18 protein-coding genes are annotated in these 12,551 nt (G+C 67.3%); 9 read left to right on the plus strand and 9 right to left on the minus strand.

Annotated elements, in window-relative coordinates; genetic code table 11:
* Nucleotides 1–796 precede the first annotated feature (796 nt).
* Genes RS85_RS00585 through RS85_RS00595 form a run of 3 tightly spaced genes read right to left on the minus strand, consistent with a single transcriptional unit; the run spans nucleotide 797 to nucleotide 1,957 of the window.
* Entirely contained in the window at nucleotides 797–1,219 is a 423-nt protein-coding gene (locus RS85_RS00585) for a (2Fe-2S) ferredoxin domain-containing protein (protein WP_046011506.1), read from the minus strand.
* A gap of 33 nt (nucleotides 1,220–1,252) precedes the next feature.
* On the minus strand, nucleotides 1,253–1,573 hold the full coding sequence (locus tag RS85_RS00590) for a hypothetical protein (protein ID WP_046011478.1): 321 nt from the start codon (nucleotides 1,571–1,573) through the stop codon (nucleotides 1,253–1,255).
* A gap of 30 nt (nucleotides 1,574–1,603) precedes the next feature.
* The gene (locus RS85_RS00595) at nucleotides 1,604–1,957 is read right to left on the minus strand and encodes a hypothetical protein (RefSeq protein ID WP_046011479.1); all 354 of its coding nucleotides are present in this window, start codon (nucleotides 1,955–1,957) and stop codon (nucleotides 1,604–1,606) included.
* Nucleotides 1,958–2,173: 216 nt separating this feature from the next.
* On the opposite strand from RS85_RS00595, the gene RS85_RS00600 reads away from it, so the two are divergent.
* Entirely contained in the window at nucleotides 2,174–2,755 is a 582-nt protein-coding gene (locus RS85_RS00600) for a hypothetical protein (RefSeq protein ID WP_046011480.1), read from the plus strand.
* Between the two features lie 38 nt (nucleotides 2,756–2,793).
* Here RS85_RS00600 and RS85_RS00605 read toward each other — a convergent pair whose 3' ends face one another.
* From RS85_RS00605 to RS85_RS00625, 5 genes are all read right to left on the minus strand, one after another.
* The gene (locus tag RS85_RS00605) at nucleotides 2,794–3,099 is read right to left on the minus strand and encodes an NIPSNAP family protein (RefSeq protein WP_046011507.1); all 306 of its coding nucleotides are present in this window, start codon (nucleotides 3,097–3,099) and stop codon (nucleotides 2,794–2,796) included.
* A gap of 5 nt (nucleotides 3,100–3,104) precedes the next feature.
* Nucleotides 3,105–3,968, minus strand: coding sequence for an ADP-dependent NAD(P)H-hydrate dehydratase (locus RS85_RS00610; protein ID WP_046011481.1), 864 nt, complete (start codon nucleotides 3,966–3,968; stop codon nucleotides 3,105–3,107).
* Nucleotides 3,952–4,686, minus strand: a complete 735-nt coding sequence (locus tag RS85_RS00615) for a histidine phosphatase family protein (RefSeq protein WP_327037191.1) — start codon at nucleotides 4,684–4,686, stop codon at nucleotides 3,952–3,954. The genes RS85_RS00610 and RS85_RS00615 overlap by 17 nt, the downstream gene beginning before the upstream one ends.
* Before the next feature lie 122 nt (nucleotides 4,687–4,808).
* A complete protein-coding gene (locus tag RS85_RS00620; protein WP_046011482.1) occupies nucleotides 4,809–5,141 on the minus strand; it encodes a DUF7882 family protein in 333 nt (110 codons plus the stop codon).
* A gap of 150 nt (nucleotides 5,142–5,291) precedes the next feature.
* Nucleotides 5,292–6,008 carry a TetR/AcrR family transcriptional regulator C-terminal domain-containing protein gene (locus RS85_RS00625; protein WP_046011483.1) on the minus strand — a complete coding sequence of 239 codons (717 nt, stop codon included), beginning with the start codon at nucleotides 6,006–6,008 and terminating at the stop codon, nucleotides 5,292–5,294.
* 103 nt (nucleotides 6,009–6,111) lie between these two features.
* On the opposite strand from RS85_RS00625, the gene RS85_RS00630 reads away from it, so the two are divergent.
* The 6 genes from RS85_RS00630 (at nucleotide 6,112) to RS85_RS00650 (ending at nucleotide 10,057) form a co-directional block, all read left to right on the plus strand.
* Nucleotides 6,112–6,438, plus strand: a complete 327-nt coding sequence (locus RS85_RS00630; RefSeq protein ID WP_052703244.1) for a hypothetical protein — start codon at nucleotides 6,112–6,114, stop codon at nucleotides 6,436–6,438.
* Nucleotides 6,439–6,521: 83 nt separating this feature from the next.
* Nucleotides 6,522–6,686: a hypothetical protein gene (locus tag RS85_RS19645; RefSeq protein ID WP_160298599.1), complete on the plus strand. Its 165-nt coding sequence runs from the start codon at nucleotides 6,522–6,524 to the stop codon at nucleotides 6,684–6,686.
* Nucleotides 6,683–6,859 carry a hypothetical protein gene (locus tag RS85_RS19650; protein ID WP_160298600.1) on the plus strand — a complete coding sequence of 59 codons (177 nt, stop codon included), beginning with the start codon at nucleotides 6,683–6,685 and terminating at the stop codon, nucleotides 6,857–6,859. The genes RS85_RS19645 and RS85_RS19650 overlap by 4 nt, the downstream gene beginning before the upstream one ends.
* A gap of 57 nt (nucleotides 6,860–6,916) precedes the next feature.
* On the plus strand, nucleotides 6,917–7,225 hold the full coding sequence (locus RS85_RS00640) for a DUF7882 family protein (protein WP_046011484.1): 309 nt from the start codon (nucleotides 6,917–6,919) through the stop codon (nucleotides 7,223–7,225).
* A gap of 112 nt (nucleotides 7,226–7,337) precedes the next feature.
* On the plus strand, nucleotides 7,338–9,704 hold the full coding sequence (locus tag RS85_RS00645) for a glycoside hydrolase family 65 protein (RefSeq protein WP_235282289.1): 2,367 nt from the start codon (nucleotides 7,338–7,340) through the stop codon (nucleotides 9,702–9,704).
* 38 nt (nucleotides 9,705–9,742) lie between these two features.
* The gene (locus RS85_RS00650) at nucleotides 9,743–10,057 is read left to right on the plus strand and encodes a DUF7882 family protein (RefSeq protein ID WP_046011486.1); all 315 of its coding nucleotides are present in this window, start codon (nucleotides 9,743–9,745) and stop codon (nucleotides 10,055–10,057) included.
* 9 nt (nucleotides 10,058–10,066) lie between these two features.
* Here the strand turns inward: RS85_RS00650 and RS85_RS00655 are convergent, their stop codons facing one another.
* A complete protein-coding gene (locus tag RS85_RS00655) occupies nucleotides 10,067–11,017 on the minus strand; it encodes a manganese catalase family protein (protein WP_046011487.1) in 951 nt (316 codons plus the stop codon).
* A 166-nt stretch (nucleotides 11,018–11,183) separates the two neighbouring features.
* On the opposite strand from RS85_RS00655, the gene RS85_RS00660 reads away from it, so the two are divergent.
* Nucleotides 11,184–12,152 (plus strand): glycosyltransferase, encoded by a 969-nt coding sequence (locus RS85_RS00660; protein ID WP_052703246.1) that lies wholly within the window; start codon nucleotides 11,184–11,186, stop codon nucleotides 12,150–12,152.
* Between the two features lie 114 nt (nucleotides 12,153–12,266).
* Nucleotides 12,267–12,551, plus strand: a complete 285-nt coding sequence (locus tag RS85_RS00665) for a hypothetical protein (protein ID WP_046011489.1) — start codon at nucleotides 12,267–12,269, stop codon at nucleotides 12,549–12,551.

Consider the following 12,551-nt stretch of genomic DNA (forward strand, 5'->3'; position numbering starts at 1 on the left):
TCCGGCGTCAAGGGCGCGTTAGCGTGAGTCACGAAGACCTCCGTGTGTGGACAGTGAGTGTGGTAACCCACATCCTGCACGGAGGTCTTCGTTACCTCAGACGTTCACAACGTGTCGGGGAAGAACACCTAGCGCACCTTCTGAGGTGTGCGGCCACCGGCCGGAGACGGATTCCATTGTGAGAAGATCACCCCTTGTTGCTGCGGCTGGCGCTGTTTGTCTTATCGCCAGCCTCGAACCAGCAGCCGCCGCGTCAGCCACAGCGATCGGACCGACACTCGGGAGCAAGGCGACCTTGCGCCAGCAGTTCGATTGCCACGCTTTCGGCAATGCCTTCGCGGGCGTATGGAATCTGGAGCGGTTCCGTCCCAACCGGATCGTCGTCTGGAGTTCCGGCGTCGCCACCCATCGGTGTAATCGGACCACCGCTCACAATTATTGATCTGGCACGATGACACCGGTGCCCGAGACAAGGAGACCAATCCTATGAGTCAATCACAAGTGGCGAAAGTGCCCCGAGGACGACGTCGCTGCGGGGTGCGTTGCGCTTCCCCAGGACACGGCGGGAATGATGCTGGGGCTGGTAGTCCTCGGTGTGGGACTGGTCCTGCTGTTTGTCGGCGCGCGACGACGCCGACAAGAATGACCGGCCCCGCACGGCGTGAAGTTGCCATCGAGAGAGTTCTTCGCGATGGAGCCCCATGCTCGGCGGCTCTTGGCGTGAGAGACGCGGGGCAAGGTACGACGAAGCGTAACCAGGGGCGACGTCGTCCTCGTCGACAGGGCGGCATGCGTGCTATCGCGGGAGGGTGACCGCGCCGTCCTCGAGTTCATGGCGATTCATGCGCGTGGGGCTGAACCGGAGGATGTCGACGATCGGTGGCGGCGCGACCACAGCGGGCCCTCCGTCGGCTACCCATTCGATGACGTCGTCGGTGGAGTCGGCATCGTTGAGTTCGCCGATCCACACGGGCGAAGGATCGATGATCCGTGCTCTCGCGCTGGGTATGACGACGACGACATTCGAGCGTTCGCAGGCGTCCAAGCATTTGCTCACGGTGACCGTCACGTCGTCGCCCACGCCTTCGCGGATGCGGCGGAGCTGGTCGGCGTGGTCGAGGGTCGGGTGCTTTCGACGGCTTCCGCAATCGCCCCCGCGGCAGACCACCACCACGGTCTCGGCGCGATCGAACGGCCCTGATGTGCTCTGGCGCTGCATGCGACGCTTCTTGACCACGATGATCTCCTCGAATCAGAGGGCGTGGCCGATGAGCAGAGCCGCGCCGTCCGGATGCTCGACGGCGGAGGCGTGCCACGCCTTCGCCGGGATGTTCGTTCCGGCACCCGTGCGGTACGCCGGAACGTCGACGGCAAGGTCACCCTCGTCGTTCTGCAGCAGCTCGGCATCCACCACCACGCCGTCGCGGAACTCCAGGCGCAGGCCTCGGGGAGATGCGCCGAGCTCAGAGGCGTCGATGCTCGCTGAGAGCTTCGCGCCGCGATAGAGGTGCGTGTTGGCACTGCGAACGGCGAGCCGGGCGTTTCGGGGGGCTGCCGCACGGGTTCTCAGCATGATCCAAGAGTAGCGAGAAGAGCGCCCCGCTCAGCCTTCCGCGGAGTCGATGAGCTCGAGGAGCTTGCGCAGCTCATCCCGGATCTCGTCGTGGTCGTACTGGCCCGCGCGGCTCTCGCCCGAGATGACACCGGAGCGGCGGACCTTGCGGAAGTCGCCGAACGGGAAGCTGTAGGCCTGCTTCGTCTCGGGGTTCTCGCTCTTGTCGATGCCGAGGTGCCAGTGCGAGAACTCGGTCCATCCGTGCTCCTTGATGAAGCGGTTCTCGTCGGCGGCACCGGGCGCCGCTTCGGACCAGTCGTCGCGTTCGTCACGGACGACCTCGCCCTCGCGGACGAGGGAGCGGGCGAGCTTCAGGGCGGGGCGATTCAGTTCGATGGCCATGCCCAGACGGTAGGACGGATGCCGGCATCGCCGGAGCCCCTTGACGACTCGGCGTGCCCTTGTTCCGACCTTGATGAGCGCGCTCGGAATCGACGTCCGGAGGAGAGGAACTTCCTGGTCAAACCAGAATATCGGTCGTCCGACTCCGCCGGGCTACGCTTTCCCGAAGGGGTGCGGGAGCTCGACTTGCGCCACAACTCTGAAGGAGACCCGCGTATGTCCGCCACCATCGACAACCCCTCGTCCGGTCCCGACCGCCGCACGGTCCTCAAAGCTTCGGCGTGGTCTCTGCCCGTCGTCGCCGTCGCCCTCGGCACGCCCCTCGCCGCCGCCAGCGCCACCGAGTTCGACATCGTCCTGATTCCGGAGGACAACGCGGAACCCATCGGAGCGACGAGCCCCGATGGCACGCAGTCCTACACTCTCGTGGTGCCGCTGATGTTCGATGCGTTCACGCAGGGAACGACGCCGGCGCCACCCGGGTCAACCGTGGTGGTGAGCTTCGACGACCGCCTGCTCAGCGGCGTCTCGCTGACCATCGGCGGCACCCCCGCGCCACCGGTCTCCACGGTCACGAACGGCAACGTCGAGACTTCGACGTTCAGCGTGCCGGTCGCGATTCCCGCCAGCCCGGCGGTCACCGTCATCCGTCCATCGTTCGACCTGCGCAACGATGGAGTCTGGGTCCCCGATGCGGCTCCGTACAGCGTGAGCGTGGTCGCGCCCGCCGGCACCACCGATCCGGCACCCGGGAACAACACGGCTCTGTCGACACCGAACTACACCGCGACGCCCTGACGTCTTGGCATCCGGGCGATCGACCGGCCGGGTCCGTCTCAGTCGAAGACCGGGCTGAGGAAGCGCCGCTCATAACGGCGGATGCACTGCGTTCTGCGTGCGAGCTCGAACGCGGCCACGCATTCGGCGTCGGTCTTCGAGGCGGTCCGGTAAGCCTCGTATTCGGCCAGGGACGGGAACGTGAACAGCGCGAAGGCTTCGTCGCTGTCTCCCTCACTCGGCATGAAGTAACCGTGATGGGTGCCGCCGAGCTTGTTCACCAGGCGGATCCATTCGCGTCCGTACTCGGTGAAGTCGTCGAGCTTGTCGGGGTCGATCTCGTAGCGCAGGTGAACGGTGATCATGTCGATCATCCTTCCAGAGCATCGAGAACCGCCGCGGGAAGCTCTCGCACGAGATCTCGGGCCAGGAATCCCAGCCCCATCCGCTCGGTCAGGCGGTCGCCGGCGCGGGCATGGCACCAGGCTCCCCAGACAGCAGCGCGTTCAGGGTCGAGTCCGCGCGCCGCGAAGCCTGTGATGGCACCCGCCAGCGCATCGCCGGAGCCTGCCGTGCCGAGACCGGGACCGCCGCCGTCGATCCGCCAGACTCCGCCGGACGGCGACGCTACGGCGGAGTAGCAGTGGACCACGGCATCCAGTTCCTTCGCCAACGCCGGCAGATCGGTGAAGAGGTCGTCGACGGGTCTGCCGAGAAGGATCTCCGCCTCCTCGAGGTTCGCGTTGACGATCAGCGATCGCGGGAGATCCGATCGCCGCACCTCGCGGAAGACGCCGACGGCGAAGGCATCCACCACGAGACAGCCGGTCTCGTGACCGGCCAGGCGTTCCAACCACTCGCGGGCCGTCCCTGGATCGGCCAACCCGGGACCGACGAGCACCGCGTCGGAGTTCTCGAAAGTGTCATTCCAGGCGGCATCCGCGGGCTGTCCCGACGGCGGCGACTCGTAGACGCCGGCCTCCGGAAACGAGATGCGGACGACATCGGCGACCGCGGCATCCGCGGTGACGCCGACCTTCCCCGCGCCGACGCGCAGCGCCGCCTCCCCGGCAAGGACGACGGCACCCGCCGACAGCGTCGAGCCGCCCACGACCATGGCCTCGCCGCGGGACTTCTTCGATTCGCCCGGCTCCGGCAGGCCCCACTCGCGGAGCAGCGCCGGAGTGACGGTCGTCGGCTCAGACGGGCTGGACATCTCAGACGGGCTGGACATCGGGGCTTCCCGGGTGGACGGTGATCTCGGCGCCGAGCTCGGCGAGATGGCGGACATCGGAGAAGTCGATGAGCTCCCACCGCTCCCCGTCGAAGCGCAGCCGCGTCACGGACGCGTTGAGCACGGTGTTGGCGGCGGCGAACTGCATCAGGCGCGGCTCGTCCATCCCGGTCAGCAGTGCGACCAGCAGCATGACGACGGCGTCATGCGCCACGACCAGCCCCACTCGTGCATCGGCGTCCAGCGCGTCATGCAGGAACGACCTCAGGCGCAGCGACACGTCCGCCCACGACTCGCCACCCGGGGGCCGGTGGTAGTACTTCCCAAGGCGCGCGCGCCGCGCCGCCTCTTCCGGATGCCGCGCCGCAACGCCCCGCCACGTCAACAGGTCGAGGATGCCGAGCTCCCGGTCGCGCAGCCGCTCGTCGGTGAGCGCCTGTCCGATCGCGGGGCCGTTCTCCACCCCCAGCACGAAGGTCTGCTGCGCTCGGACGTAGGGCGAGAGCCAGGCGATCTGCGGCGTCTCGGCCGCTTCGAGCAGCGGAGTCGCGAGCGCTCTCGCCTGCTCGATCCCGGTCGCGGACAACGGGACGTCGGCGTCGCGATCCTCGAGCGCGATCACTTCCGCACCCGCGACCTCCGCCCCGGTCGCGGCGACGTTCCCCACGCTCTCTCCATGGCGGACCAGCCACAATTCCTTCAGCGCCATGCGCGTCATCCCTCCGTCGAGTACGTCGAGACTCGCACGAGCCGTGAGAGGGCTGAACGGGGTTGACCGCAGCGCTTGCCGGTGGCTACCGGGTTACGGCATCCGGAACTCGGCGCGCCGACGTCGTCGCTCTACGTCGGGACGTCGAGGCGTTCCGCAGCGCCTCGCGCCGGGGGCTCCGGCACGAGGTAGAGGCCGCTGGGCGCATTCGCGGTGAAGGCGAGCGCGTCGATCCAGTCGCGGTTGATCGCCGGCTGGCGGCTACCGCTGTATTTGAAGACGAGCGCGCTGCCTGCGTGCACCCAGACGGTCGTCCGACCGCCGCCGATGCTGGGGTCCTCGCGCCAGGTGAAACCGAACGGCTCGGCCCGTCGCAGCTTCGCCGTCATGACGAGCTGGAGGTGGGTGAGAGCGCGATCTTCGATCTCGATCTTGTTCGTGCCCTCGTAGATGAATCTGCCCATCGTGAGTCCTGCTTTCGCTCGCCATCGGGACATGAGGCGGTGATCGCACGCCAGGCGAAGGGGGGTCGGGGGGTCTCGGCTTACGCCGTATGTCCACGATCTTGTTTACACCGTAAGTCTGCGACCTGCAAGCCGAGCGCGCAGGGCAGATCAGACCGCGAGCTCTCCGCTCAAGCGGTCGAGCAGGCTCTCCAGCGAGGCCTCGAACTCCTCGTCGCTGCGGTCCTCGCTCAGGAGGTCGCGCAGGCGGACGATCTGGGCGGATTCATCGACCTCGGTCTGGCCTTCGCTGTCCGGAGAAGCGGCATCGCCCTCATCCGAAGGCTCGTCCAGGGGCCCGATCTCGCCCCCGCGCACCGCCGCCTCCAGCAGGAGCTGACCGAGCAGGAAGCTGCTGAACGACCGGTAGGTCTTCACGGCCTGCTCGTCGGAGAAGCCGTGATCGATGAGGGTGCTCAAGAACGTCTCGACCAGCTCCACGCTGCGCAGCGGCGGCCGCAACCAGGGCGCCGACGGAGGACGCGAGGCGACCAGAGGGAAGGCGCGAGGATGATCGATCGCGATCCGGCGCACCCGGTGCGCGAGGGTCTGCAGGAAACCCTGCCAATGCTCGGTCAGTTCCGCGTCGAGGCCGGCGGTGAGATCGCCCATCAGCCGGTCGGTGACACCCTCCAGAAGGTCTTCGCGGCCGCGGACGTAGCGATACAACGACATCGCTTCCACGCCGAGCCCCTGGGCGAGCGACCTCATCGACAGGCTCTGGGCGCCCTCTGAATCGATCTGCTCGAGGGCGCTGCCGATGATCAGCTCACGGCTGAGACGTCCAGCCGACGAGCCGTGCGACCTCTCCTGCGAGCGCTCAGCCATGAGGGACACGCTACTCGCATACGGCGCGTTGACGCGTAGCAGGTGCTCCCCGTGCAGATCAAGGGTCCTCCGCTCACGCTCCGGTCTGGTTTAGAACTGGAGGATGCAGAAGATCATGTACGCCGGAGACGAATACCTGACGGGCGACGCGATCGCGGAGGCACTGCTTGCGTACAGCCGTGCGCTGGGTGACGACGAGCGTGCCGAGATCGTCGACATACCGGTTCGGGAGGACGACGGCACGGTCGTCCGAGCAAAGTTCCTGATCGGCCCCGCGAGCCAGCTCGTCGTGAAGGGGGTGCCCGGCGTCGGTCCGGAACTGGAGGATGCCGAACTAGTTGAGAGACTTCGACAACTCACCCGCGGTACCGAGGCGCCGACCGGTGTCCAGCTGGAGCTTCCCGTCCAGGTCGCGGACGATCTCGACTAGAACGCGAAGTCGCGCACTGCCCCAGGGCGACCGTCGATGTCAATACCCGGGATCGATGGCCGCGGGCGGCCTATTCTGCTGCCATGAAGCACGTGACCTATGGTGAGAAGTCTCTTCTGATGGGCGACGACGCGGCCGACACTCTGCTCGAGTACGCGCGCCTCGTCGCCGACAATTCGACGGCGGACACGGTGACGGTCCGCTCGATCAGCCCCGACGGCAACACGGTGGAAGCATTGTTCTCTTGAACGCGAGCACCGTCCTCATGGCGGAGTCGACGAACTCCGAGGTGGAACCGCCCGACAACACCGATGCGGTCGCCGAGATCCGGGAGCGGATCGACGCGATTCTCCGTCCCGCAGAGATGGCGACGGACGAGCCATGGGACCAGGCCGACTACGGCACCCCGGGAGCGATCTGACAGTCACCGACGCGAGACGCACGTGACTATTCACGCGCACAGGACTAGCGTTCGAAAATGGGCACCATCTCGTACGACTCCACGTCCGGCCCCATCCACATCGACGACCGTGCGCTCGCGCACCTCAAGGTCGTCATCGCGACGAAGCTCCGACGGAACGAGAGCTTCACGCTGTCGTGGCGGCATCCGGAGGGCGAGCCGGTCGGTCGATCGACGATCTGGCTGCATCCCTCGATCCCGTTGCGATTCACGTTCGACGAGCCGGAGGCGCCGGAGCTCAACGCCCAATGGATCGAGCGGCTGATGCAGTCGGTGAACTCCACCGGCGGCATCATGCTGGTCGATGAGATGGTCGGCCCGGAGTAGGCACCGCCCATACGTGGGCCGCGCTCGTGATGCAACCCTTTCGTCATGCCCGACGACCGTCAGTACGCTCGATTGGGCTCGACTCCGAGCGAGCACGGCGGGAGGGATGACCATGGCAGCGCGATTCGACGTCGATGACTGGAGCGTCGGGATCGAGGGGGTGGACGTCGAACACCTCGCGCATGAAGAGTCGGTGTTCGGCCTCTCGAACGGGCATGTGGGCTGGCGCGGCAACCTCGACGAGGGCGACCCCCACGGAGTCGCCGGCAGCTACCTCAACGGCGTCTTCGAAGAGCATCCGATGCCCTACGCCGAAGACGGCTATGGCTATCCGGAGTGGGGGCAGAGCGTCATCAACGTCCCGAACGGCCAGATCCTGCGGCTCATCGTCGGAGACGAGCCGTTCGACCTGCGGGACGGGACGGTCGTCGACCACCGGCGTCGACTGGACCTCCGCGACGGCACGCTGACCCGCGAACTCGAGTGGGTGAGCGCTGCCGGGCGGCGGGTGCGGGTGCGGTCGATTCGCGTCGTGTCGTTCACGCATCGGTCCGTCGCCGCCATCCGGTACGACGTGACAGCGATCGACCAGGGGACGGATGTCACCGTCCTCTCCGAGACTCTCGCCAACGAGCCGCTCCCGACGGTGCACGACGATCCCCGAGTGCGGGATCTGCTCGCCGAGCCCTGGGATGAGGTCGCATCCACCGCCCGCGGCACGGCGGCGACCCTGGTCCATCGCACCAGGAAGAGCGCGCTCACGGTGGCCGTCGCGATGGACCACGTCGTGACGGCTCCGGACAGCCACGAGCCGACTGTCGAGACCGATGCCGCAGGCGACAGGGCCAGAACCACGATCCGCGCCACTCTGGCCGCGGGGGAGTCGCTGCAGGTCGTCAAGTTCGTCGGCCACGAATGGTCGGGGCACCTCTCCGCGGCGACCCTGCGAGACCGCGCCGAGGTCGCCGTGGCGGATGCCGTGCGCGACGGCTGGGACGGCCTCGTCGAAGGTCAGCGCGCCAGCCTCGATGAGTACTGGGAGTGCGCCGACGTGCGCATCGAGGGCGAACCGCGGCTGCAGCAGGCGGTGAGGTTCGCACTCTTCCAGGTGTTCCAGGCATCCGTGCGCGCGGAACTCCGCTCCGTGCCGGGGAAGGGGCTGACCGGGTCCGGCTACGAGGGCCACACCTTCTGGGACTTCGAGGCGTTCGTCCTGCCCGTGCTGACCTCGACCGCGCCTCATGCGGCCGAGCAGGCGCTGCGCTGGCGGCACTCGACCCTCGGTCACGCGAGAGAACGTGCGAAGCAGCTGCATCTGTCCGGTGCCGCGTTCGCCTGGCGCACGATCGACGGCCGGGAGAGCTCGGGCTATTGGCCCGCGAGCACCGCCGCCTTCCACATCAACGCCGACATCGCGGCCGCGGCGGTGCACTACGTCCGCGCGACCGGGGACCGCGACTTCGAACGCGAAGTCGGGACGGAGATCCTCGCGGAGACCGCCCGCCTCTGGGTATCACTCGGGCGGTGGGACGCACGCGGCGCCTTCCACCTCGACGGGGTGACCGGGCCGGACGAGTATTCCGCGCTCGGCAACGACAACGTCTACACCAACCTCATGGCGCAGCTGAACCTGCGGGGCGCCGCGGCCGCGGCGCGACGGCATCCGGATGTCGCCCGCCGGCTGGGCGTCGAGGACGACGAGATCGGCGGATGGGAGACCGCTGCCGCGGCCGTGCACATCCCGTTCGATCACGATCGCCAAGTGCATCCGCAGGCCGACGGATACACCGACCTCGCACGGTGGGATTTCGACGCGACAGGCCCCGATCAGTACCTGCTGCACGACAACTTCCCCTACTTCGACCTCTATCGGAAGCAGGTCGTCAAGCAGGCCGACCTGGTGCTCGCGCTGTACTTCGCCCACGAGGCCTTCACCGCGGACGAGAAGGCTCGCGCCTTCGCCTATTACGAAGCCCTCACGGTGCGCGATTCCTCGCTGTCCGCCGCGGTACAGGCGGTCATCGCCGCCGAGGTCGGCCATCTCGACCTCGCGTACGACTACCTGGCGGAGGTCGCGACCGTGGATCTCGACGACCTGCACGGCAACACCGAGGAGGGCCTGCACATCGCCGCTCAGGCCGGCGTCTGGACGGCGATCGCGGGCGGTTTCGGCGGCATGCGCGAGAGCGATGCAGGGCTGAGTTTCCGTCCGCGGCTTCCTGCGGCGCTGACCAGGCTCGGATTCGGCGTGCGGATCCACGGCTGCACGCTCCGGGTCGACGTCACCCCTCGCGCGACGACCTACCGGCTGAGCAGCGGCGATCCCGTCACGATCCGCCACTTCGACGAGGAGCTCCTGCTCGAGCCCGGCCGGGAGGTCACCGCGAGCACCCCGTCGCCGCTGTCTCCGGGTCCCCGGCCGACCCAGCCCCGCGGGCGCGAACCGCGAAACGCCCGGGAGGCCTTCCGCGCGCCGTGATGACGCGCGGAGGCCTCCCGGACGATTATGTTTTTCTCATGGGAACCATCAACTATGGCGGCTCGAGCGAGCCGATCCACATCGAGGACCGCGCCCTCGCTCATCTGAAGGTCGTCATCGCCACCAAGCTCCGCCGCAACGAGAGCTTCACCCTGTCCTGGAAGCACCCGGTGGATGAGCCCGCCGGCCGGTCCACCATCTGGCTGCACCCCTCGATCCCACTCCGCTTCACCTTCGACGAGCCGGAGACGCCGCCGCTGAACGTGAAGTGGGTCGAGGAGCTCATGCAGTCGGCGAACTCGACCGGCGGCATCTCACTCGTCGATGAGGTGCTGGACACCCCCGCGGCCTGAGCCCCCGCGTCACCCCATGCGGCCGAACGTCGCGTCGATGTCGGCCATCTCCATCGCAGCCGTGGCTTCGATGAGTGCGCGCAGGTCGGCATCCGCTCCTGGCGAGAACTCCTCGAGACGCTCCGGAGAGATCGTCATCGGGGCACCGACAGGCGCCTGCTCGCTGGCGTCCAGAGTGGTGCCGTCGTTCGACGGCGACGCGCCCTGGAAGATCTTGCCCGCCTCGGACTGCGCCGTCAGATCGAACGAGTACTGCTTGCTCTGCAGTCCGAGATCGAGGAGCTTCTTGACCTCGGGGAACTGCTCGGCGTTCGTCTTCGGGATCGGCAGCGAGGTGCGCCAGTTCACACCGAGCGTCTCGAGCGCCTTGGCATAGGCGTTCTCGTGCGCCTGATCGCGGACGATGAGGTACGAGATCGTGCTGCGCGCGGTCTTGTTGGCCGTCATCTCGTAGAGCCGGCACTTCTGGAGCCGACCGGTGGACTCGAGCATGAGGTTGTAGAGCAGGTCGAGCACGAGGTTGCCCGAGTTGTAGACGTAGCTGCCCATCCACGGGTTGCCGGCCGCGTCGACGGGAAGCGCACCCTGAGCGCCGACCAGGTAGTGATGGATGTTGCTCGTGTCGACCGCGATGCGGAGCGGCGTGGCACCGCCCGCGCCCGGCTCGTCTACGGGGTCCTTGGGCTTGCCCTGATACTCCGGCGAACCGTCGAGAAGTCGCGAGATCGTGGTGCCGATCAGCTCGACGTGGCTGATCTCCTCGGTGCCGATGCCCTGGATCAGATCCTTGTACGGCTTGGCGGAGGGTCCGCGGAAGTTGATGCTCTGGAACAGATACTGCATCATCGTGCGCATCTCGCCGAACTGGCCGCCGAGGCCCTCCTGCAGCGCGTTCGCCGCCGCGGGATCCGGCTCGTCCTGCGCGATCTCGTTGATGAACTCTTGAACGTGAAAGTACATGGTGCTCCTTCGGTGATCGAGTGATGTCGGTCAGCGTGGGCGCGAAAACGACTTCGTTGCAGACCCTCGACGCAGCCGCGACGAGGTCGTACCATGTGCGGCTCCGGGGACCGGGACCCTGTCAATACCCTTTCTCGCGGCGTACCGGCAGACCGATATTCTGCGCATGATCGAGTACATCCTTCCGCTGCGCTGGGACGACGACAGCGCGCTGGCAGACCTCACGGAGTATCTCCGCGCCCTTCGCGAGTGGGCTGACGTGACGGTCGTCGACGGCTCGGACCCGGCGCGCTTCGCCGCTCATGCCGACGCGTGGGCGGGTCTCGTCCGGCACATCCCCGTCGACGCGCGATCCGGATGGAACGGCAAGGTCCGCGGGGTCCTCACCGGTGTCGCCGTCGCCCGGCACGAGCGGATGGTGATCGCCGACGACGATGTCCGATACCGGCGGGACGAGCTGCTCGCCGTCGCCGCCGATCTGGAGTCCGCCGCCCTGGTCAAGCCGCAGAACCACTTCTCGCCCCGCCCCTGGCACGCCCGCTGGGACACCGGCCGCACTCTGCTGAACCGTGCACTCGGAAGCGACTATCCGGGAACCTACGGAGTGCGTCGATCGGTCCTGCAGCTCTCCGGGGGTTACGACGCCGACGTGCTCTTCGAGAATCTCGAGATGGAACGCACGGTGCGCGCCATCGGAGGCGTGGTCTCGGATCGCCCCGACATCTTCGTCGAGCGACGACCGCCGACGTCGCGGCACTTCCTCTCTCAGCGCGTCCGCCAGGCGTACGACAGCTTCGCCCAGCCACGGCGGCTCGTGGTCGAAGCCTCGCTCCTGCCGATGCTGTGGAGCCTGCGGCACCGTCCGAAGCGTCTCGCGCTGCTGATGCTCGGTGTCGTCGGGCTGGCCGAGTGCGGCCGCAGGAAGGCGGGCGGTGGCGCGGTCTTCCCGGCGACCAGCGCGCTGTGGGCGCCGCTGTGGGTCATCGAGCGGGCCGTCACCAGTTGGCTCGCGATCGGCGCCCGGCTGCGCGGAGGCGTGCGGTATGGCGGACGACGGATGCCGGTCGCCGCGCACTCACGCCGGTGGATCGCCTGGCGGATGACCGACGGCATCGACCACCCGGGCGCGGCGTGAGGTGTCTGTGAGGAAACCGGGAGTCACCTGTACCTTCGGTGCATGCATTCTGTCAAGTAGCTATCTTCTGTGTTACGTCGGGGCGAGAGTGTACTTGTCCGATTGGAGGGTGACATGACCGGACTCCCCGATGCTCGTTTCGAGCTCCGCAAAGTTACTGAATACGAATGGTTGATCCTCGACCACCGCTATGAGGCGAGCGATCCCCGTCGCACGCTGGGATGCGTGTACAAGGTCGACGAGTACGAGGTCGAGGTCATGTGGATGAGGGAGATCGCCGCAGCGACGCGGTACATGTCCCCGATCGACGTCCTCGAAGACGTTCGGCGTCTGCACGATCGGTCGCGCTCGACGCGACCGATAGAGATCCCGCACCAGCCGCCGCTCCTCGCGACCTGA

It is taken from the genome of Microbacterium sp. SA39, from assembly GCF_000967865.1.
Taxonomy (GTDB): domain Bacteria; phylum Actinomycetota; class Actinomycetes; order Actinomycetales; family Microbacteriaceae; genus Microbacterium.

Excerpts from the sequence above, each read along its gene's own strand:
- RS85_RS00585 (WP_046011506.1), bottom strand. The coding sequence starts at position 1,219 with ATGCAGCGCCAGAGCACATCAGGGCCGTTCGATCGCGCCGAGACCGTG.
- RS85_RS00590 (WP_046011478.1), bottom strand. The coding sequence starts at position 1,573 with ATGCTGAGAACCCGTGCGGCAGCCCCCCGAAACGCCCGGCTCGCCGTT.
- RS85_RS00595 (WP_046011479.1), bottom strand. The coding sequence starts at position 1,957 with ATGGCCATCGAACTGAATCGCCCCGCCCTGAAGCTCGCCCGCTCCCTC.
- RS85_RS00600 (WP_046011480.1), top strand. The coding sequence starts at position 2,174 with ATGTCCGCCACCATCGACAACCCCTCGTCCGGTCCCGACCGCCGCACG.
- RS85_RS00605 (WP_046011507.1), bottom strand. The coding sequence starts at position 3,099 with ATGATCACCGTTCACCTGCGCTACGAGATCGACCCCGACAAGCTCGAC.
- RS85_RS00610 (WP_046011481.1), bottom strand. The coding sequence starts at position 3,968 with ATGTCCAGCCCGTCTGAGATGTCCAGCCCGTCTGAGCCGACGACCGTC.
- RS85_RS00615 (WP_327037191.1), bottom strand. The coding sequence starts at position 4,686 with ATGACGCGCATGGCGCTGAAGGAATTGTGGCTGGTCCGCCATGGAGAG.
- RS85_RS00620 (WP_046011482.1), bottom strand. The coding sequence starts at position 5,141 with ATGGGCAGATTCATCTACGAGGGCACGAACAAGATCGAGATCGAAGAT.
- RS85_RS00625 (WP_046011483.1), bottom strand. The coding sequence starts at position 6,008 with ATGGCTGAGCGCTCGCAGGAGAGGTCGCACGGCTCGTCGGCTGGACGT.
- RS85_RS00630 (WP_052703244.1), top strand. The coding sequence starts at position 6,112 with ATGCAGAAGATCATGTACGCCGGAGACGAATACCTGACGGGCGACGCG.
- RS85_RS19645 (WP_160298599.1), top strand. The coding sequence starts at position 6,522 with ATGAAGCACGTGACCTATGGTGAGAAGTCTCTTCTGATGGGCGACGAC.
- RS85_RS00640 (WP_046011484.1), top strand. The coding sequence starts at position 6,917 with ATGGGCACCATCTCGTACGACTCCACGTCCGGCCCCATCCACATCGAC.
- RS85_RS00645 (WP_235282289.1), top strand. The coding sequence starts at position 7,338 with ATGGCAGCGCGATTCGACGTCGATGACTGGAGCGTCGGGATCGAGGGG.
- RS85_RS00650 (WP_046011486.1), top strand. The coding sequence starts at position 9,743 with ATGGGAACCATCAACTATGGCGGCTCGAGCGAGCCGATCCACATCGAG.
- RS85_RS00655 (WP_046011487.1), bottom strand. The coding sequence starts at position 11,017 with ATGTACTTTCACGTTCAAGAGTTCATCAACGAGATCGCGCAGGACGAG.
- RS85_RS00660 (WP_052703246.1), top strand. The coding sequence starts at position 11,184 with ATGATCGAGTACATCCTTCCGCTGCGCTGGGACGACGACAGCGCGCTG.
- RS85_RS00665 (WP_046011489.1), top strand. The coding sequence starts at position 12,267 with ATGACCGGACTCCCCGATGCTCGTTTCGAGCTCCGCAAAGTTACTGAA.